The sequence below is a fragment of the Actinoplanes sp. SE50/110 genome (genome assembly GCF_900119315.1).
GTDB lineage: Bacteria > Actinomycetota > Actinomycetes > Mycobacteriales > Micromonosporaceae > Actinoplanes.
Genome location: NZ_LT827010.1, coordinates 3,956,036 through 3,975,757, shown reverse-complemented (window position 1 = coordinate 3,975,757; position 19,722 = coordinate 3,956,036). Strand labels below are relative to the sequence as shown.

At 71.4% G+C, this 19,722-nt stretch carries 14 protein-coding genes; 10 read left to right on the top strand and 4 right to left on the bottom strand.

Annotated elements, in window-relative coordinates:
* Window positions 1-48: 48 nt before the first annotated feature.
* From ACSP50_RS17505 to ACSP50_RS17490, 4 genes are all read right to left on the bottom strand, one after another.
* Entirely contained in the window at window positions 49-1,074 is a 1,026-nt protein-coding gene (locus ACSP50_RS17505; protein WP_014690571.1) for an alcohol dehydrogenase catalytic domain-containing protein, read from the bottom strand.
* A gap of 84 nt (window positions 1,075-1,158) precedes the next feature.
* Window positions 1,159-1,803 carry a cysteine hydrolase family protein gene (locus tag ACSP50_RS17500; protein ID WP_014690570.1) on the bottom strand — a complete coding sequence of 215 codons (645 nt, stop codon included), beginning with the start codon at window positions 1,801-1,803 and terminating at the stop codon, window positions 1,159-1,161.
* Window positions 1,804-1,835: 32 nt separating this feature from the next.
* Window positions 1,836-2,162 (bottom strand): TraR/DksA C4-type zinc finger protein, encoded by a 327-nt coding sequence (locus ACSP50_RS17495; RefSeq protein WP_014690569.1) that lies wholly within the window; start codon window positions 2,160-2,162, stop codon window positions 1,836-1,838.
* Between the two features lie 64 nt (window positions 2,163-2,226).
* Window positions 2,227-3,900, bottom strand: a complete 1,674-nt coding sequence (locus ACSP50_RS17490; RefSeq protein WP_085945574.1) for an endonuclease/exonuclease/phosphatase family protein — start codon at window positions 3,898-3,900, stop codon at window positions 2,227-2,229.
* A 146-nt stretch (window positions 3,901-4,046) separates the two neighbouring features.
* Between ACSP50_RS17490 and ACSP50_RS17485 the strand changes: the two genes are divergently transcribed.
* From ACSP50_RS17485 to ACSP50_RS17440, 10 genes are all read left to right on the top strand, one after another.
* Window positions 4,047-4,961 (top strand): hypothetical protein, encoded by a 915-nt coding sequence (locus ACSP50_RS17485; protein ID WP_231956958.1) that lies wholly within the window; start codon window positions 4,047-4,049, stop codon window positions 4,959-4,961.
* Window positions 4,962-5,513: 552 nt separating this feature from the next.
* A complete protein-coding gene (locus tag ACSP50_RS17480) occupies window positions 5,514-8,405 on the top strand; it encodes a BTAD domain-containing putative transcriptional regulator (protein ID WP_014690566.1) in 2,892 nt (963 codons plus the stop codon).
* Window positions 8,406-8,409: 4 nt separating this feature from the next.
* Window positions 8,410-8,628, top strand: coding sequence for a hypothetical protein (locus ACSP50_RS17475; RefSeq protein WP_014690565.1), 219 nt, complete (start codon window positions 8,410-8,412; stop codon window positions 8,626-8,628).
* A gap of 5 nt (window positions 8,629-8,633) precedes the next feature.
* Window positions 8,634-10,550, top strand: coding sequence for a RiPP maturation radical SAM C-methyltransferase (locus ACSP50_RS17470; RefSeq protein ID WP_014690564.1), 1,917 nt, complete (start codon window positions 8,634-8,636; stop codon window positions 10,548-10,550).
* A gap of 228 nt (window positions 10,551-10,778) precedes the next feature.
* A complete protein-coding gene (locus ACSP50_RS17465) occupies window positions 10,779-12,053 on the top strand; it encodes a lysine N(6)-hydroxylase/L-ornithine N(5)-oxygenase family protein (RefSeq protein ID WP_014690563.1) in 1,275 nt (424 codons plus the stop codon).
* A complete protein-coding gene (locus ACSP50_RS17460; RefSeq protein WP_014690562.1) occupies window positions 12,053-13,591 on the top strand; it encodes a class I tRNA ligase family protein in 1,539 nt (512 codons plus the stop codon). Before ACSP50_RS17465 ends, ACSP50_RS17460 begins: the two co-directional genes overlap by 1 nt.
* Entirely contained in the window at window positions 13,588-14,646 is a 1,059-nt protein-coding gene (locus tag ACSP50_RS17455) for an FAD-binding oxidoreductase (RefSeq protein ID WP_014690561.1), read from the top strand. Before ACSP50_RS17460 ends, ACSP50_RS17455 begins: the two co-directional genes overlap by 4 nt.
* A 34-nt stretch (window positions 14,647-14,680) precedes the next feature.
* Window positions 14,681-15,943 (top strand): MFS transporter, encoded by a 1,263-nt coding sequence (locus ACSP50_RS17450; RefSeq protein WP_014690560.1) that lies wholly within the window; start codon window positions 14,681-14,683, stop codon window positions 15,941-15,943.
* A complete protein-coding gene (locus ACSP50_RS43400; protein WP_014690559.1) occupies window positions 15,940-18,507 on the top strand; it encodes an ATP-grasp domain-containing protein in 2,568 nt (855 codons plus the stop codon). Before ACSP50_RS17450 ends, ACSP50_RS43400 begins: the two co-directional genes overlap by 4 nt.
* Window positions 18,508-18,511: 4 nt before the next feature.
* Window positions 18,512-19,702: an acyl-CoA dehydrogenase family protein gene (locus ACSP50_RS17440; protein ID WP_014690558.1), complete on the top strand. Its 1,191-nt coding sequence runs from the start codon at window positions 18,512-18,514 to the stop codon at window positions 19,700-19,702.
* Window positions 19,703-19,722: the final 20 nt, after the last annotated feature.

The window sequence follows — 19,722 nt, the reverse complement described above, 5'->3', positions numbered from 1 at the left end:
GCGTCCCGGCCGAGGTCCGCGGCGACCCTCTCGACGCGGCCCGTCCGGTCAGAACGCGATCAGGGCCTTGAGCACCTCACGGTCGTCCATCGCGCGGTACGCGGCGGGCACCTCCTCGATCGACACGGTGCGGTCGAACACCTTGCCCGGGTTGACGCTGCCGTCCAGGATGCCCGGCAGCAGCTCGTCGACGTAGGCGCGGACCGGCGCCGGCCCACCGTTGAGTGTGATGTTGCGGCCGAACAGGCTGGCCCGGCCCACCGGAGCCTCGTCGTACTGCGGGACGCCGACCCGGCTGATCACCCCGCCCGCACGGACGATGCCGACGGCCTGGTCGTACGCCGGCCGGTGACCGACCGCCTCCAGGACCTTGAGCGCGCCGCCTCCGGTGAGCTCGCGGACCTTGGCGATGCCCTCCTCGCCCCGCTCGGCGACCACGTCCGTGGCACCGAATTCGACGCCGAGGTCGGTGCGTGCCTTGTGCCGGCCCATCAGCACGATCTGCCCGGCGCCGAGCTGTTTGGCGGACAGGACGGCGAGCAGGCCGACCGCGCCGTCGCCGATCACCGCGACCGTGTCGCCCGGCGTCACCTGGGCCTTCTTCGCGGCGTGGTACCCGGTGCCGTAAACGTCGGCGAGCGTGAGCAGCGAGGGCAGCAGCTCCGAGTCGGCCGGCACCGGCAGTTTCGCCAGGGTGCCGTCGGCGAGCGGAACCCGGACGAGTTCGGCCTGGGCGCCGGCGAAGAAGCCGGCTTCCGGGTGGGCGCACGCGGTCTGCACGCCGGCGCGGCAGAACTCGCAGGTGTTGTCCTGGTAGGAGAACGACGCGACGACCAGGTCGCCGGCCTTCACCGTGGCCACGTCCGCGCCGGTCTGCTCGACGATGCCGAGGAACTCGTGGCCGACCTGCCGGCCCTGCTCGGCGGCGGGCATCGAGTGGTACGGGTGCAGATCGCTGCCGCAGACGCAGGACCGCACGACGCGGACGACCGCGTCGGTCGGACGCTGCGGGGCCGGGTCGGCGACGGTCTCGACGCGGACGTCACCGGCGCCGAACATGAGAGTGGCACGCATGCCTGTGATCCTTAACTTCCGGCAGATTCGACCCTTTCACGATCCAGCAAACCAGGGCCGGGTGACAGGTACTGCCGGAACACCTCAGGACGGCAGGCCGGCGAGGATCTCGTCGACGGTGAGCGTGGCCACGCCGATCCGCGCCAGGTCGGTCACCCGCTCCGCGGTGACCTGCGAGATCGCGTCGACCGGCAGCACGGTGCGGAAGTCGCGCTCGCTGGCCTCGAACACGGTGGCCCGGGGGCAGTTCGGCAGGTTGCAGCCGGCCACCACCACCGTGTCGACGCCCGCCTCGCGCAGCCGTTCCTCCAGATCAGTGCGGTAGAAGGCGCCCCAGCGCGGTTTGAACAACACGATTTCGGCGGTACGCACGGACTGCGCCCGCCCCGCGAGGAGTTCCGCGGCGTCCAGGGCGAACGGTCCCGAGTCGCCGGTGACGCCCGGCAGCAGCGCCGAGCCCGCGGTGCCGGGCGCGACCAGCTGACCACCCGCCGCCACGAACGCCCGGCGCGGCGGGTCGACGTCGGCACCGCCGGGAACGTACAGCCGAATCATGTGGACGATCGGAAGGCCGGCGCGCCGGAAGCCGGCGGCGAGCCGGCGCACCGCGGGCAGGACCGCCGTGGTGCCGGGGATCGCGCCGGCCCCGCCCTCGGCGAAGTCGACCTGGAGATCGATGGTGACCAGTGCGGCGTTGGCCCAGTGCGGCGCGATGTAATCGACCGACATGGATGTCATCCTGTCATGCCGTCCCGGGTGGGTCAGGCGCAGGAGATGCAGTGCCGGGCGAACGGACGGACGGCGAGCCGCTCGGCGGCGATCGGCCGGCCACAGCCCTCGCAGACGCCGTAGCCGCCCGCGTCCACCCGGGCCAGGGCGTCGTCGACCTCGGCGATCCGTTGCCGCGCGGCCGTCAGCAGCGCGGTCAGCTGGGCCCGCTCGAAGCCGATGGTGGCGCCCTCCGGGTCGTGCTCGTCGTCGGCGTTGGAATCCCGGGACGCCGCGAAGAGCGCGTCCAGGTCACCGGCCAGCGTCGCCGCTTCCGCCTCGGCGTCCTCCCGGAGCCGCACCAGCTCGTCCCGGACCATGCTCGAACCCTACCGGCTGTGGCGGCGCCCCATCGTCCCCACGTCCCGGAATCACCGCATGGGCTCAGAACAGGGGCTCACCGTCCGGCCAGGTGACGAGCTGGCTGCGGGCGGCGTAGCCGCCGTTCCCGTCGCCCCGGTAGAACCACAGCGTGCCGGTGGTGTCCCGGCCGATGAAGTCCTGGTTGCCGTCGCCGTCCACGTCACCGGCCGCGGCGATGGCCGGGTAGATCTGCCAGTCGGTGCCGATCTGTGTGGCCGGCCCGAAGCCGCCCCGGCCGTCGCCCCGCAGCAGCCAGAGGGCACCGTCCGCAGTGCGGCCGATCAGGTCCGGGGCGTCCGCGGCGTCGCGGGCGAAGTCGCCCGGGGAGAACAGCAGATCGTACGTGCTCCACGGGACGCCCGCGGCCGCCGGGATCGCGATCGGAGGGCCGTAACCACCGGCCGCTGTGCCCGGGTATCGCGACAACGTGCCCTGCCGGTCGCGGACGACCAGATCGGGTTGACCGTCACCGTCGATGTCACCCGGAGCCAGCAGCGTCTCGGTGCCGCCGAATCCGGAGCCCGCCCGAACCTTGGTGCCGCCGGTGTACCGTCCGTTCGCCGGGTCCGCCGGATAGCGCCACAGCACGCCGTCCCGGTCGACGGCGACCAGCGTGGTGCCCTGCCGCGCGACGTGGGTGAGGTAGGAGGGGGCCCAGCCGTAACCGCGCTTGCAGGCGCCGGCCAGGGTGCCACCGGCCTGGCCGGCATAGTGGTAGAGCAGACCGGCCGCGTCGATCCGGAACAGTCCCGCCGCGCCCGGGCTCAGCGCGCCGCAGTCGGCCCAGGCGGCGCCGCCGCGCAGCAGCCGGTGGTCGGAGACGGTCGCGTCCTGCGGCAGTGCGTCACCGACCACCTCGCGGAAGAAGCGCGAGGTGACGAAGATGTAGTCGAGTTTGCGGCCGTCGTGGAAGGTCGGCTCGCCGGACCGGCAGTGCCCGCTGGTGCACCCGGACGGGAAGTGGTCCCCGTCCGTCTCGTCCACCTCGGTCATGTCGCCGCTGCCCTGCTGGGTGCCGGGCGAGTAGAACGCGTCGGTGGTCGTGGTGCCGGGCTGACCGTTGAAATCGCCGCCGATGATCACCGGAAGGCCGGCGGCCTCCCAGGCCCGGGTCTGGTCGGTGAGCTTGCGCGCGTTGCCCTCCCGCAAGGCCGCCTCGTTCCAGTAGAGATGTGCGGTGCACGCCCAGGTGAGACGGTTCTGCACCCAGCTCTTGACGCACGGGCTCTTGATCGGCTCCTGCTCCGCGCCGACGGTCAGCGTCAGGATCTGCTCGCCGACCTTGGTGCCGCGCGCGAAGACCGCCTCGCCGTAGGCGGATCCCTTGCACACCTTCCGGCCGCTGATCACCGTGCCGGCCGGCAGGCGCTCGGCGTACACGCCGGTGAAGCCGGCCGGCAGCTTCGCGGCGATGTCGTCGTACTGATACCTGCAGACCTCCTCGAGGAAGAGGTAGTCCGCGCGCCAGCCGCCGGTCGCGGCTTGAGCGACGACGGTGGCGGTGCGGTGCGCGTCGTCGGCACCGGTCCCGTCGGCCACGCACATGTTGCCGCACAGGTTGTAGGCCACGAAACGCAGCGGCGCCGCGGTCTCCGGCTGCGGCGCGTCGGCGACCGCGGCCGACGTGCCGCAGCCGAGCCCGACGACAAGGACGAGACTGCTCACCAGCGCGGCGAGCCTCCGTGACATCCCCATGACACTCCTGATCAGACAAGCGGTTGAGCGAGCCCGAACCATACCGAGGCGGCGATGGAACACCGGTTCAGTGGAGGCTGCCTCCATTCATTACGGTAGCTATTCATGAGATCCAAATCGGCTTCACATGGGGATTCGCCCGGCGGTTGCTCGCCGCGGCGATGATGTCGATCCTGGTGGGTGTCGCGGCGATGGCCGGGCTCACCGGCGCCGCCACCGCGGCGACCGCCACTCCGCCCGGTAACCGGGCCAACTACACCGTGGTGCTGATGCGCAACGCCGGCGCCACGTCGTTCGTCCGGCTCGCCGAGTACAGTCTGCGCGCCGACGGGTCGGCCCGGGCGGACTACTGGGCGTGGAACAGCCAGACACCCGAGGCCAGCGTCGCGTCCGGGTTCACCAACGAGGGCTGCGGCAACAGCTGCCCGATCCTGACCACCGACGGTTTTCAGAACCCCGCGCAGCAGCTTTTCGGCACCTGGTCCGTCTCCGGCGACGATCTGACGATCTCCTGGACGAGCGGCAACCCGCAGACCGAGCGCTGGAAGTTCACCAACCAGGCCACCGCCACCAGGGTGGAGCTGGCAAGCCATCCGACCGCGACGAACGGCTGGGGCTGGGGCAGCCGGATCAGTTTCGGCTCCGGCCTGTCCGCGCAGCAGGTGCTCGCCGCGAACACCACGCTCAGCGGCCGGTACATCCAGAACGCCGAGGGTGTGACGACGAACCCGACGCCGTGGGGCACCACCTCGCTCGGCCTGCGCCCGGGAGCCACCGTCAAGCTGTGCAGCGCCACCTGCATCAGCGTCGGCAACTCCGCCAACAAGGCTTACCTCGCCGGCAGCGGCGCCGACCGCCGGATGTACTACAACCATGAGCAGTTCGCCGTGCACGCCGACCCGTGCATCGTGCACGGGCACCTGAAGCCGGCGTTGCAGGTGCTGGACGACAACGGCGCCTTCCGCGGCCTGATCATGGTGGAGGCGTCGCTCTACGCCGACCTCGGGCCGACGGGCAGCACCATCCTCGGCATCTACGACCTCAACGATTTCACCAGCTGACGATCCGCCGGGAACGTGGCCACCACGCCGCGTTCCCGGCGTTCCCGGCTTTCCACGATCAAAGTCCTTTCCCTTGTGTACGTCGTCAACACCGTCGCCGCGCCGACGTCACGGTGGCGATGACGCCGAGGCCACGGCACGCGGGCGGGAACCGACGGCCCGAACGGCTCGGGAACTGTTCCACCTAACCGCATCGCCCCATTGCCGCCCACGGCCGGACAGCTTTTCGGACAACCGCAGCGGTCGGCCTATTCGTCAACGTTCTATACAGCAGACAGTGCCGGTGCGCGATCCGCAAAACGTACCGCTCCCGTCGCGTATCAGGCTGATGACCAGCTCAACGGAGCTTCCGATGTCGACGTTCGGACGGACAAACCATGTGGATATGACGTCGATGTCCGCCTTTCCCTGCTGTCGGATACTGGTGAAAAATGACCGGTAGATTTAGACGTTCATCGCTTTACAATCCAAGCTGCCAGCAGGGACGGTGGCCAACTGGACTGTCCCACGTTCTCGCGATGAGGGGCTCCACATGACTGACGGCTGGCCGCGGTGAGAGGCCACCACGGGCCACAGGTCCGGCTCCAGCTCCTGGGGCCGCTGCTCGGCTGGCGCGACGACGAGCAGGTCAGTCTCGGTCCGGTGCGCCAGCAGGTGGTCCTCGCCGTGCTGGCCCTGAGCGCCAACCGGCCGACCGGCCGCGCCGAGCTGATCGAGGCGATCTGGGGCGAGTCCACCCCGGCGTACGCGGTGAATCTCGTCCAGAAGTACGTGTCCGGTCTGCGCCGCGTGCTGGAACCGGTGCGGCCCGGCCACCACCCGTCGCAGGTGCTGTCCTGGACCGACGCCGGCTACCTCCTGTCGTTGCCCGACGGCGGACTCGACCTCGAGGAGTTCGAGCGCGGGGTGGCCCGCGCGCGGGCCGCTCGCGTCGAGGGTGACCTCAAAGCGGCATCCCGATCACTGCACGAAGCTCTGGAGCTGTGGCGCGGTCCCGCGCTGAACGGCTTGTCGAGCCCGTTGCTGGACGCGGAGCGCAACCGCCTGGCCGAGCGGCGGATCAGCGCGCTAGAGGAGCGTATCGAGATCGATCTGGCTCTGGGCGAGCACCGTGACCTGGCCGAGGAGGCGGGCCGCCTGGTGGCCCAGCACCCTCTGCGGGAACGGCTGTGGGCCCTGCTCATGCGGGCGTTGTACCAGGAAGGACGGCAGGGCGAAGCGCTCGCGGCCTTCCGCGAGGCCCGCGACCACCTGAGTTCCCAGCTCGGCGTGGAGCCCGCGGCGGAACTGCAGGCCCTGCACAAGCGGATCCTCAACGGTGATCCGGACCTGCTGGCCCCCGGCCCGCGGGTGCCGCAGACGGGGGCCGTGCCGGCATCGCCCGGACCGGCCCCGCTCCCCGTCCGGCCGGCCCGGCCGGAACCCCGACCCGCTCAACTGCCCCACGGGCTGCCCGAGTTCGTCGGTCGCCGGGCCGAGTTGGACCGCCTCGACGCCCTGGCCGCCAGCGGGCAGAGCGTGATGATCGCGGCGATCACCGGCACCGCCGGTGTCGGCAAGACCTCACTGGCCGTGCAGTGGGCCCACCGCATCAGCCATCGGTTCCCCGACGGCCAGCTGTACGTGAACCTGCACGGCTTCGACCCGTCCGGGTCGGTCGCACGGCCGGCCGAGGTGCTGCGTGGTCTCCTCGACGCGCTCGGGGTCGGTACGCAGCAGATCGAGGGTACGGTCGATGAGCTGGCCGCCCGTTACCGGAGCCTGCTCGCCGGTATGCGCCTGTTGCTGGTGCTGGACAACGCCCGCAACACCGAGCAGGTACACCCCTTGCTGCCCGGGACGCCCGGCTGCATGGTCGTGGTGACCAGCCGCAGCCGGCTCTCCGGCCTGGTCGCGGCCGGCGCCGTCCCGGTGACCGTGGAGCTGCCGACCGCCGAGGAGGCCACGGAACTGCTGAGCCGCCGGATCGGTCCCGAGCGGGTGGCCACCGAGCCGCTGGCGGCGGCCGCGGTGGTCGCGGCCTGCGCCCGGCTCCCCCTGGCGCTGGCCCTGGTGGCCTCCCGGGCCGCACCGCACCCGCGGTACCGGCTGTCCGCGCTGGCCGAGGAACTGCGCCCGGCCCGGGCCGACGTGCTGGACGCGTTCATCGGCGAGACCGAGAGCACCGACGCGCGGGCCGTCCTGTCCTGGTCGTACCACCAGCTCAGCGCCCCGGCGGCCCGGCTGTTCCGACTGCTCGGGCTGCACCCGGGACCGGACATCACCGCACCGGCCGCGGCCAGCCTCGCCGGGGTCCCGGCGCGACAGGCCCGCCGGATAATGGCCGAACTGTCCGGCGCCCACATGATCGAGGAGCACACACCCGGCCGTTTCACCTTCCACGACCTCCTGCGGGCGTACGCGGCCGAGCAGGTCGAGGAGGAGGAATCGGTGACCGAGCGGCAGGCGGCGACCGAACGGCTGCTCGACCACTACCTGCATTCGGCGCATGCCGCCGACCGCACCCTGTATCCGTACCGCACACCGATCGTCGTCGATCCTCCCGGGCCGGACGCCACGGTGCTGGCCTTCGCCGGCCCGGACGAGGCACTGGCCTGGTTCACCGCCGAACAACCGGTGCTGCTGAACGCGATCGCCCATGCCACCGGAGCCGGATTCACCGCGTACACGAGCCGCCTCACCTGGACGGTCACCGCGTTCCTCAACTACCAGGGCCAGTTCCACAGCTGGGCCCGTTGCCTGCGGGCCGCCCTGCTCGCCAGCCGCCAGCTCGGCGACCGGGCCGGCGTGGCGCAGGCGCATCAGCTGCTCAACATCGCCTGCCGTCACCTCGGCCTGATCGCGGAGGCCGACACCCACGCGGAGCGGGCGCTGCACCTGTTCGACCAGCTCGGTGACAGGTCCCGGCAGGGCCGGCTGCTGCTCGACATCGCCCGTGGACTGGAACACCGGGGCGAGTACGAGCAGGCGTTGCGGCGGGCCACCCGGGCCCTGTGCCAGTTCCACGAGGCCGGCGACCGGATGGGTAAGGCCGACGCGCTGAGCTGGGTCGGCTGGTACTACAGCCGGCTCGGCGACCACGACGCGGCGATGCGCCACTGCCACGACGCGCTGCGCCTGCACCGCGAGGGCAACTGGCCCGGCCAGGCCGACACCTGGGCCATCCTCGGCAACGCCCATCACCACCTCGGCCACTACGACGAGGCGCTCGACTCCTATGCGCAGGCGCTCGCCCGGTGGGGTGAGCTCGGTGACCGCTACGAGGTGGCGATCACCCTGCAGCGCCTCGGCGACACCCAGCAGGCATCCGGTCGCATCGACCAGGCCCGGAGCCGATGGGAGCAGGCTCGCACGATCTTGGAGGAGCTCGGCCACCCCGACGCCGTGCTCCTCCAGGCACGGTTGGACGCTCACGGCGCCGGTGGCGCCGCTAACGAAAGGTGAGAAAGTGTCGCAGGAAGACTCGGAGAAGGACACCGTGACCAGGCGCGGCCGGCGGGCCGCGGTCGTCATCCTGGGTGGCCTCGCCGCAGGAGCGGTCCTGAGCGGCGGGGCCGCCGCGGCCGACCCGGCGCCGTCCATCCACGACCAGTTCCAGTCGGCCTTCGTCGCGGGGCCCGCGCAGAGCGACGACGGCCTCACCGTCCAGATCGTTCTGGGGGACTAACGGCTGTGGGTACCGAACTGCCGCTGGTGAGCAAGGACGTCCCTGCCACCCCGGTGGGGCTCGCCCACCCGGATGCCGGGCAACGGGCGCAATGGCCGGTGGTGCTGGTGGCGATGCCGTTCCTGGAGACCGGCTGGCCCTCCATTCAGATCGGCCTGCTCGCGGCGATCCTGCGGCAGCACGGCTACCCGGCGCAGACCCTGCACGGGAACCTCGACTTCGCCGCCCGGCTGGGAGCCGAGTATTACCACCTCCTGGCCGGGCGGCGGGCCCGGATGGTCGCGGACTGGCTGTTCTCGGTGGAGGCGTTCGGGTCCACCGCCCCGGACCCGAACGGCAAGCTGCTGGACGACTACGCCGCCGAGTTGGCGGAGCTGGGGGGCGCCGACGAGTCGACGTGGCGCGATCGGCTGCTGCGGGTCCGGCACGAGGACGCGCCGGCCTACCTCGACGCGCTCGCCGCCGACCCGGTCTTCCACGGCGCCCGGGCGGTCGGCTTCACCACCACGTTCCAGCAGAACACCGCGTCCTTCGCCCTGGCCCGCCGGCTCAAGCAGCGCTACCCCGGCCTGGTCACCATCTTCGGCGGCGCCAACTTCGACGGCGAGATGGGCCCGGAATGGGTCCGCGCGGTGGGCTGCATCGACCTGGCAGTGGTCGGGGAGGCCGATGCCGCCCTCCCCCGGCTGCTGGACTGCCTGGTCGCCGGGGCCAGCCCCGGCGCCGTCCCGGGTGTGGTGCACCGGGACGGCGGCGACGTCGTGGTCACGCCACCGGCCCCGCCGTTACGCCACCTGGACGACCAGCCGCTGCCGGACTACACCGAGTATTTCGAGCGGGCCGGCCGGCTCGGCGTGCTGCCCCGTACCGGCCCGAGCCCCGTACCGATTCCCTTCGAGACCGCTCGCGGCTGCTGGTGGGGCGAGAAGCACCACTGCACCTTCTGCGGGCTCAACGGCTCCAGCATGCAGTTCCGGTCGAAGTCCCCGCAGCGGGTGGCCGACGAACTGGTCGCCCAGGCCCGCCGGTACCGCAGCTTCCGGTTCCACGGCGTGGACAACATCGTCGACATGGCCTATCTGTCGGACCTGTTCCCGGTGCTCGCGCGGGCCGGCGTCACCTTGGACATCTTCTACGAGGTCAAGGCGAACCTGAACCGCAGTCAGGTCCGCGCGTTGGCCCAGGGCGGGGTGACCGGGATCCAACCGGGCATCGAATCGTTGAGCTCGAACGTCCTGCGGCTGATGAACAAGGGGGTCCGCGCCGCGCAGAACGTCAACCTGCTGCGCTGGGCCGCCTACTACGGCGTCGGGTGCGGCTGGAACATCCTCTGGGGCTTCCCGGGCGAGACCGAGGAGGACTACCGCGACCAGGCCGCGGTGCTGCCGCACCTGGTGCACCTCGCCCCGCCGTCCAGCGCCGGGCGGCTGTGGATCGAGCGGTTCAGCCCGCTGTTCACCGCATCGCCGACGAAGACCCCGGAACGGGCGTACACCTATGTCTACCCCGACGAGGTGGACCTGCGCCGGACCGCCTACTTCTTCGAGTACGACCTGCCCGGCGCGCTGCCCGAGCACGCCTACGACGGCGTACGCCAAGGGGTGGCCGACTGGGTCGCGGCCTGGGACGGCGGCAACCGGCCGACGCTGACCTTCTGGTCGTCGCCGGGAGTGATCCAGATCTATGACGGCCGGCGCCCGGGTACCGAGGGCACCTACACGTTCGAGGGGCCGATCGCCGATCTGTACACGCTGTGCAGCGACCGGCCGATCGGTGCTGCCGCGGCCCACGAACGGCTGGGCGGGCGCCTGTCCCCGGACGAGATCCGCGAGGCGTTCGACGAGTTCCGCCAGCGCGGCCTGATGTTCCTGGACGAGTCGCTCGCCCTGTCCCTGGCACTGCCGGCCGGCCCGCCACGCTGACCTGACGGCCTTCCATCTCCTCTGCCGGCCCCCGGTTCCTCCGTACGGACGAACCGGGGGCCGCCTTGTGCCCGCAGCCTGTTCCAGTCTGAGTTCCCGGCCGGTTCCAGCGGTCCTTCCTGCGGGTGTTCCAGGGGTACCCCAGACGATCGGGGTGCGGCGGTCGACAACGGTTCCGCACCGGAACGAGCCGATCGCGGGCACGAGCGATAAGTCGAGGTGAGATGCATGACAGACCATGAGGTCGGCATTCTGGCGATCGGCGCGGGGCCGGCCAATCTGGCTCTCGCAGTAGCGCTTGAGGACTCCGGCCCGGCCGATCTGGCCGGCAGCACGATGCTGTTGGAACAGAGCCCGGACATCAAATGGCAGCGCAACCTGCTGATGCCGTGGGCCCGCAGCCAGGTGTCGTTCCTCAAGGACCTGGTGACGCTGCGCAACCCGCGCAGCCGGTTCTCGTTCCTCAACTTCCTGCACGAGAGCGGCCGCCTGAACGAGTTCGTCAACATGGGGACCTTCCACCCGTTCCGGTGGGAGTTGTCCGACTATCTGCAGTGGGCGGCGTCCAGCCTGGAGCGCGTACGCATCCGCTACAACGCGCGGGCGTCGGCGATCGAGGCGACCGTCGCCGCCGACGGCTCGATCGCCGGCTGGCAGGTCACCCTGACCGACGGCGACACGATCCGCTGCCGCGACCTGGTCATCGGGGGCGGACGAGACCCGCATATTCCGGAGGTCTTCAGCACGCTCCCGGCCGATCGGGTCATCCACAGCACCAAGTTCCAGAGCCGGATCGGCCAGATCCCCGACGACCGGCCCGTCCGGGCGGTGGTCGTCGGTGGAGCCCAGAGCTCGGCCGAGATGTTCTACGCCCTGCACCAGAACCTGCCGATGTGCCAGTCGACCTGGGTGATCCGCTCGGTCGGGCTGCAGAACTACCAGACCAGCAAGTTCGTCAACGAACTGTTCTTCCCGTCGTTCGTCGACGAGTTCTACTCCAGCGCACCGGAGACCCGTGCCCAGATCCTCGACGAGATGCGCCTGACCAACTACGCCGGGCTCGCCCCGCCGTTCCTCGACGAGCTCTACACGATGCAGTATCAGCAGAAGTTCGTCGGACCGCAACGCTCGTCGATCCGCCCGATGTGCGAGGTCGTCGGGGCCACCATGGACGGCGAGGACGTGGTGCTGGACCTGCGCGACCGGACCAGCGGCAAGACCGAGCCGCTGCGCTGCGACGTGGTACTGCTGGGCACCGGGTACGACCAGCGGATGCCCCGGATGATGCGGGACCTGGCCGACCGGATCGGCCTGGACAGCGTCACGGTCAGCCGCTCCTACCGGGTCGACATCGGCGACTCGGCGTGGGGCGCGCTGTATCTGCAGGGCTTCAACGAGCAGACGCACGGCATCGCCGATTCGCTGATCAGCGTGCTGGCCCACCGCTCGCAGGACATCCTCGAGGACCTGCTGGCCCGCCGCGCCGAGCAGACGGTCGCCTGATGGCCGAGCGGCTGATGATCGTCGCGCCCGGCCCGACCGCCAACGGTGATCTGCATCTGGGCCATCTGGCCGGGCCGTTCCTGGCCGCCGACATCTGCACCCGGTACGCCCGGGCCGTCGGCCGGGACGTGCTGTTCGGTACCGGGATCCACTCGACCCAGAACTACATCGTCACCACGGCCCGGCGACTGGACGAGGCACCGGAGGAGCTGCGCGAGCGCGCGGCGGGGCTGGTCCGCGAAAGCCTCGCCACGCTGCGGGTACAGGCCGACGGGTTCGTCACGTTCGACGACCGGTACGTCAAGACGGTCATCGCGTTCTTCGAGCGTCTGCACAGCCTGGGCAAACTGCGGCTACGGCCGGTCCGCTTCCCGTACGTGGCCCGCACCGGTGAATACCTCACCGACGCGTACGTCCGCGGCAGCTGCCCGGTGTGCCTCGCCGACGGCTGCGCGGGTCTGTGCGAGAGCTGCGGGACCTGGGTGGCCTCCGGCGACCTGATCGATCCGCGGTCCACCCTCGACCCCGGCGACGTCGTGGAGCTGCGCGAGGCGAGCGTCCTGGTCCTGCCGGTCGAGGAGTACCGGGCGGGGCTGACCGCGTACTTCGAGAAGCACGGACCCACGATGCGGCCACGGCTGGCCCGGATGATGGAGGAGATGCTGTCCCGGCCGTTGCCGGACTATCCGGTCACGCTGCCGATCTCCTGGGGCATCGAGGCGCCGTTCCCCGAGGTCGCCGGGCAGGTCATCTACTCCGACGCCGAGACGATCGCCTGGAGCATGCGGTGCACCGCGTTGGCGGCGGAGGCGCGGGGCGAGATACCGACCGGCGAGGACGAGTTGTGGGACGCCGGCGCCGACGGCCGGGTCGTCTACTTCTTCGGCTCGGACGCCACCTACGCGTTCGTGGTGGTGGGCACCGCGATGCTGCTGGCGCTGGGCGGATACGTTCTGCCCGAGCAGTTCATCACCAACGAGTTCTACGAGCTGGACAGCGACAAGTTCTCCACCAGCCGCGGACATCTGGTGACCGGCCGGGAGCTGGCCGCCGAGGTCCCGCGCGACCTCATCCGCTTCTACCTGGCCTCGACCGGGCCGGAGTTCCAGCGCACCAACTTCACCCGCTCCGCCATGGACCGGGTGACCGGGCAACGGCTGGTCGAGCCGTGGAACCGGGTCGCCCGGAGAGTCAACGCCCTGGCCGGACGCGGGCCGCTGCCGGTGTCGCAGGCCTCCCGGGATCGGGCGTTGCTGATGATGCGACGGTTCGGCGGGGATCTCGCGCCGCGCCGGTTCAGCATCAGCGCGGCCGCGTTCACCCTGACCGAGCAGCTGTCCCGGCTGGACCGGTGGGAGGCCGGCGCGGACGACGCCGGCGACTTCTGCCACGAGGTCGAGATGTTCCTGCGGTGCGCCGCGCCGATCCTGGTCGATCTGGCGGAGCAGGCGTTGCCGGACACCACCATTCCGGACCGGCCGCGGGCCACCCGGATCATGCCCCGGTCGATGCCGCTGCTCGCCCTGTCGGCGGCGTGACGATCGTGGCCCGGACCCGCCGGGTGCTCGTCGTCGGTGCCGGGGTGACCGGTCTACTGACCGCGGTCGCCTGTGCCCGCGCCGGATACCGGGTGACGGTGCTGGACCGTGGCGGCGCCCCCGATCCCGGGGCCGCCTCGTACGACCAGCACCGCGCGTTCCGGGCGTTCATCGCCGGCGACCCGCAGGCCACCGGGCAGCTGCTCACGGCTCGCCGTCGCTGGCGGGAACTGGAGGCGCTGCTCGGCGGCACCCTGTTCCGCCGGGTCGGTGTGGTCACCAGCAGGCCACGCGACCAGGTGGACGCGCTGGCCGCCGAGGCGACCGCGGCCGGCGCCGCGGTCGAGGTGGTCGACCCGGGTGAACTGCCGCACATGGTCCTTCCGGCCGGCTCGGTGGGTCTGAAGGAACACGACGCCGGGGTGCTGCTCGCCGCCCGGGTGCTGCGCGCCGCGGCCCGCTGGCTCGCCGGGCAGGACACCGTGCAGCTGTGCCCGGGCCAGACCGTCTCCACGGTGGACACGCAGACCGGCCGGGTGCGGCTCGCCTCCGGGCGGGTCCTCGGCGCCGATCTGATCCTGGTGGCGGCCGGCGCCTGGACCCGCGACCTGGTCGACAGCCCGGTGGTGCTGTACCGGCAGACGATGGTGTACCTGCGCCCGCCGGACGACCTGCGGCACTGGTGGAACGGTGCCCCGGCGGCCGGGGGGCTGGGGCCGGACCGGCGGGCCTGGCTGGTGCCCTCCGGTGCCGGGACGCTGCTCAAGCTCAGCACGGATGCGGTGTGCCGGGTGGTGAGCACCGTCCGGCCGGACGACCCGGCGCCCCGGTGGACGCAGCGGGTCCTCGCCGCCCGGATCGTGCGCGACGCAGGCCGGTACACCGTCGTCGGCGTGAAGGACTGCCACTACGCCGCGGCGGCGGCCGGCGGCGGGGCCCTGCTCGTCCGAGCCGGCCCGACCGTGTGGTCACGCGCCGCGTGCGGGGGCAGCGGCTTCTCCACGGCGCCGCTGGTCGCCGACCGCATCGTGCAGGCCCTGAGCGAGGCCCTGTGAGAGACCCGCGAACAAGTCAGACAGGAGCGCACCCGTGAGCGACAACCCACAACCGGGAGTCATCGCCACCCTGCGAATCACCCCCACCCCGGTCCGACATCTCCTCACCGGTGTGTTCATCAACCAGCTCGGTGCGTTCGTCCAGACCTTCCTGGTGCTGTATCTGGCGTTCCGCGGGCAGTCGGCGGGTACCGCCGCCCTGTGCCTGGCCGCTTACAGCGTCGGCTCCATCTTCGGGACGATGGTCGGCGGCGAGCTGACCCACCGCGTCGGCGCGCGGCTGACCATCGTCACCGCGATGGCCGTCGCCGGCCCGACGGTGTGGGTGATCCCGTGGGTCACCCACACCGGAGTCGTGGCCGCGCTGATGGTCGTGGTGGCGCTGGCGGGCCTGGCAACCCAGGCGTACCGGCCGGCCGCCGCGGTGATGATCAGCGATCTGATGCCGGAGGAACACCAGGTGATGGCGTTCTCGATGATGCGGACCGCGCTGAATCTGGGAGCCGCCCTCGCGCCGCTCATAGCCGCCGGGCTGATCCTCGTCGACTGGGACCTGCTCTACTGGTTCGACGGCGCCACCGCGCTGCTGTACGCGGCGTTCGCGTTCTTCGTACTCCCCCGGGCCGTCGGCCTGACACCGGACAGCGAGCCGGAGACCGATGCGGCACCGAAAGCCACCGGCCGCGAGGTCTACGCCCTGCTGGTACGTGACCGGAAGTTCCTGTGCTACCTGGCCGCGGTCTTCCTCGGCACGATCGCCTACACCCAGTCGACCAGTGCCCTGCCCCTGGCGATCGTGGCCGAGCACTACCCGGCCGCCCTGTACAGCGCGGTCCTGACCGTATCGTCGCTGGTCGTCATCCTCGCCCAGCTCAAGATCACCACGTACGTCACCCGGCTGCCGAAGACCGTGGCCGTGGGCCTCGGGCACCTGCTCGACTCGATCGGGCTGGCGGTGTTCGTCCTGGCCGCCTGGTGGGGCGGGATCTTCATCATCGGCGTCGTGCTGTCCGTGGGCGGCCTGATGATCGCGGGGCCGAGCATGTTCGCCCACCCTGCCACGTTCCACCCCGTCGTGAAGGCCCGGTACATCGCCACCATGCAGTCGGTCGCCGGGCTGGCCGCCACGATCGGGCCGCTGTTCGGAGTCCTCACCTGGCACGCGCTGGGCAGCCCGTTCTGGCTGCTGTGCGCCTTCATCAACGGCATCGCCGGTGTCCTCGCCGTCCTTGCGCTGCGCCGCACGGCCGAACCGGTTCCCGCCTCCGCGACCGAGACCGCAGGAGAGACCTCATGAACGTCCAGCCCGGGACCGGCCGGCCGGTGGTGGTCGTCGGCTACGTCGGCGTCACCCTGGCCGCTGTCGCCCGCTTCCAGCCTGCCGGTTCGGTCGTCTATGTCGAGGAACCCGACGTCATCCGCAAGCGTGCCGTCCGCGCGCACCTCGACGGCGTCCCGTTCGTCCGCGACCTGATCGCCTGGGAGTACCTGCGGCCGGGAGCGGCCGACGAATTCTTCGACGCCCATCCCGGCCTGGACCCGGCATCGGTCATCCCGGCCATCGAATACGCCACCCCGTTCGCCGCCCGCCTCAGCGAACGCTACGGCCTTCCCGGCGCCGGCAGCGGTGCTGCCGCGATCATGCGGGACAAGATCATGCTGCGGGAGGTGACCCGGGCGGCGGGGATCGTCAACCCAGCCAGCGCCGAGGTCGCCGGACCGGACGACGTGGCGGCGTTCCTGGCCGGGCGAACCGGGCCGGTGGTGCTCAAGCCGGCCAACCGCCAGGCCTCGGTGGGCACGGAGGTGATCCACGATACGGGTGACGTCGCGGCGGCCTGGGAGCGCTGTGGCCGACAGGACGAGGGCATCTTCGTGCCCGACCGGCCGATGGACGTGCGCATGCTGGTCGAGGAGTACGTCGCCGGCGACGAGTACAGCGTCGAGATGCTCGTCCGCGACGGCGTACCACTGTTCACCAACGTGACCGGCAAGCGGCTGTACCCGGGACCACGACCGGTGGAGCTGGCCCACATCGTTCCGGCGGACATTCCCCGTGAGCTCGCCGCGCTGCTCGGCTCGCACACCACCGACGTCGTCGCGGCGACCGGCTTCGGCACCGGGGCCGTGCACTGCGAATGGATCGTCTCGCAGGGCACGCCGTATCTGGTGGAGTGCGCCGGCCGGCTGCCCGGGGACGGGATCGTCGACCTCATCGAAGCCGCGTATCCGATGGACCTGCTGCGCTGCTACTACGCCATGATGAGCGGGGCCGACGTCACGGCCGGCCTGCCGCAGCGGGCGACCGGCGGGGCCGCGGTGCACTTCCTGACCGCCACGCCCGGTCTGGTCGAACAGGTCAGCGGGGTCGAGGAGGCCCGCGCCGTCGACGGGGTGCTCCTGGTCCAGGTCACCGTCGAGCCGGGGCAGCTGTCCCCCGCCGTGCGCAGCTCCTGGGACCGGGCCGGCATCGTCATGGCCACCGGCGCCGACGCCGGCCAGGCGCTACGGCGGGCGCGGACCGCAGCCGATCTCGTCCGCATCGACACCCGCCCGGCAACGGACCGGGGCACGCTGCTGGTCATCGGCAGCGGCCTGAAGGTGTATCGCGAGTACCTGATCCGACCGATCCGGCGCCGCGCCGAGGAGGCCGGCCTCGACATGGTGCTGGTCAACAACCTGCGGCCGACCTGGCAGAGCGAGTATTTCGACGAGATCGTGGTCGCCGACGTGTTCGACACCCGGACGATGCGCGAGGCCGTCGACCGGATCGCCGCGCGCCGCCGCATCGTGGCGCTGATGTGCTGGGACGAGCCGCTCGTGCTCGACGCCGGCCTGATCGCCGCCGAGCTCGGGGTGCCCGGACTGTCCGAGGCCGGCGTACAGGGCTGCCGCGACAAGCAACGGACCCGCGCCGAGCTGACCGCGGCCGGACTGCACCAGCCGGCCTTCGGGCTCACCCACACCGTCGAGGAGGCCCGCGCGACCGCCGCGCGGATCGGGTACCCGGTGGTGCTCAAGCCCCGCGCGATGGGCGCCAGCATCGGCGTGGTGCTGGCCGCCGACGAGTCCGAACTGGACGACGGCTTCCGGGTCGCGCTGTCGGCGAGCGAGGTGGATCCCGGACCGTACCGGGCCTGTGTGATCGTCGAGCAGTACGCCCGCGGTCCCGAGATCAGCGTCGACGGCGCCGTGCACAAGGGCGAGTACCTGCCGATGTTCGTGGCTCGCAAGCAGAGCGGCGAGGAACCGTACTTCGAGGAGACCGGCCATCTGGTCGACGCCGCCGACCCGCTGCTGGCCGACCGCGACCTGATGCAGGTGCTCACCCGCGCGCACCGGGCGCTCGGCGTCGAGGACGGCATCACCCACACCGAGCTGCGCCTGACACCCCAAGGGCCGTTGATCATCGAGGTGAACGGCCGGCTCGGCGGCGACCTGATCCCGTTCCTGGGCCGGACCGCCACCGGCATCGAACCGGGTGAGGTGCTCTTCGACGTGGCGACCGGGCAGCGGCCGCACCTGACGGCGACCCGCCGGATGGTGGCCGGCATCCGGTTCGGCTACCCCGAACAGGACTGCGTCCTGCGGTCGATCACCGTCCCGGACGCGGCGCCCGGGTTGGTCGCGGCGGCACCGATGGCCGAACCCGGCGCCCTGCTGCGCCTGCCGCCAGGCGGTTACCTGGCGCGGCACTCGTTCGTGGTGTGTGCGGCCGACGACACCGCGACCTGCCTCGACCGGCTCGCCGCGGCGGCGGCCCTGGTGCATCTCACCGGCGACCCGGTCGGGCCGCCGGACGGGCAGACCCCGTTCGCCATGCCGGCCGGTCTGCTCGACGTCGACTCCGAGGAGCTGTGAACACATGACCCCGACCACGCTCTCCGCGGACGATGTCCTCGACCGCGCCAAGGCTCTCGCCCCGCTGCTGCGGGAGCGGGCGGCCGAGATCGAACAGGCCCGCACCCTGCCCGCCGACGTCGTCGAGCTGCTGCGCGGCACCGGCGTGTTCCGGATGTGTTTCGGCGAGGACTGGGGCGGCCCGCAGCTCACCTCCATGCAGCAGACCCAGGTGGCCGAGGCCTTGGCGTACGGTGACGCCTCCGCCGCCTGGTGCGGCATCATCGGCGCCAACACCGGCCTCCTCAGCAATTTCCTGGAACGCGCGGTCGCCGAGAAGATCTATCCGACGCTGGACACCATCACGGCGGGTGTCCTGGCTCCCGCCGGGCACGCGGAGCGGGTACCGGGCGGGTACCGGCTGTCCGGCCGGTGGTCGTTCGGCAGCGGGGTGAACCACAGCGACTGGGTGATGTCGGGCGCCTTCGTCTTCCAGGACGGCGAACCGTACGCCAGCCCCGACGGCAGCAACCCGCACGAGTCACGGCAGTTCCTGGTCCCCCGATCCGACGTCCAGGTCCTGGACAACTGGGACACCACCGGACTGTGCGGCAGCGGCAGCAGCGACTACACCATGACCGACGTTTACGTCCCCGAGGAGCACACCCTCACCTTCGACACCGTCAAGGGCACCCCCGGCCCCCTCGCCCAGCCCGACTCGTTCATGCGCAGCCTGTGCGGGGTTCCCCTCGGGGTGGCCCGCGCCGCGCTGGACCACGCCCGCGAGATCTCACTGCGACGGACCGACCGGATGACCGGGACCGCCTGGGCCGACAGCTTCCGCGTCCAGGTCACGCTGGCCGAGTGCGAGGCCGAGTACAACGCCGCCCGCGCCGGCGTCTACACGGCCATGACCCGGCAATGGGAGGTCCTGTCGGCCGGCGGCACCCTCGACGATCTCACGCTCGACGAGCGGGCGGCGTCCCCGATCGCCTGGCTGCACGCCTTCCGCACCTCACGCCGGGTGGTCGGCCGCCTGTACGACCTGCTCCAGGCCTGGTCGATCAACCGCAGCTCACCGATGGACCGGTGGCTGCGCGACACCACCACCATGTGCCAGAACCTCAGTGCCCAGGACGCGATCCTCGAGTCCGCCGGAGCCTATCTGCTGGGCCGGCCGCCGAGATTCCGCATCTGCCTCGGCATCGTCCGCTGAAACCCGACCTAGGAGTACCG

Bases quoted from the DNA above. Each gene is read 5' to 3' on its own strand.
- ACSP50_RS17505 (WP_014690571.1), bottom strand. From the start codon at position 1,074: ATGCGTGCCACTCTCATGTTCGGCGCCGGTGACGTCCGCGTCGAGACC.
- ACSP50_RS17500 (WP_014690570.1), bottom strand. From the start codon at position 1,803: ATGTCGGTCGATTACATCGCGCCGCACTGGGCCAACGCCGCACTGGTC.
- ACSP50_RS17495 (WP_014690569.1), bottom strand. From the start codon at position 2,162: ATGGTCCGGGACGAGCTGGTGCGGCTCCGGGAGGACGCCGAGGCGGAA.
- ACSP50_RS17490 (WP_085945574.1), bottom strand. From the start codon at position 3,900: ATGGGGATGTCACGGAGGCTCGCCGCGCTGGTGAGCAGTCTCGTCCTT.
- ACSP50_RS17465 (WP_014690563.1), top strand. From the start codon at position 10,779: ATGACAGACCATGAGGTCGGCATTCTGGCGATCGGCGCGGGGCCGGCC.
- ACSP50_RS17460 (WP_014690562.1), top strand. From the start codon at position 12,053: ATGGCCGAGCGGCTGATGATCGTCGCGCCCGGCCCGACCGCCAACGGT.
- ACSP50_RS43400 (WP_014690559.1), top strand. From the start codon at position 15,940: ATGAACGTCCAGCCCGGGACCGGCCGGCCGGTGGTGGTCGTCGGCTAC.
- ACSP50_RS17440 (WP_014690558.1), top strand. From the start codon at position 18,512: ATGACCCCGACCACGCTCTCCGCGGACGATGTCCTCGACCGCGCCAAG.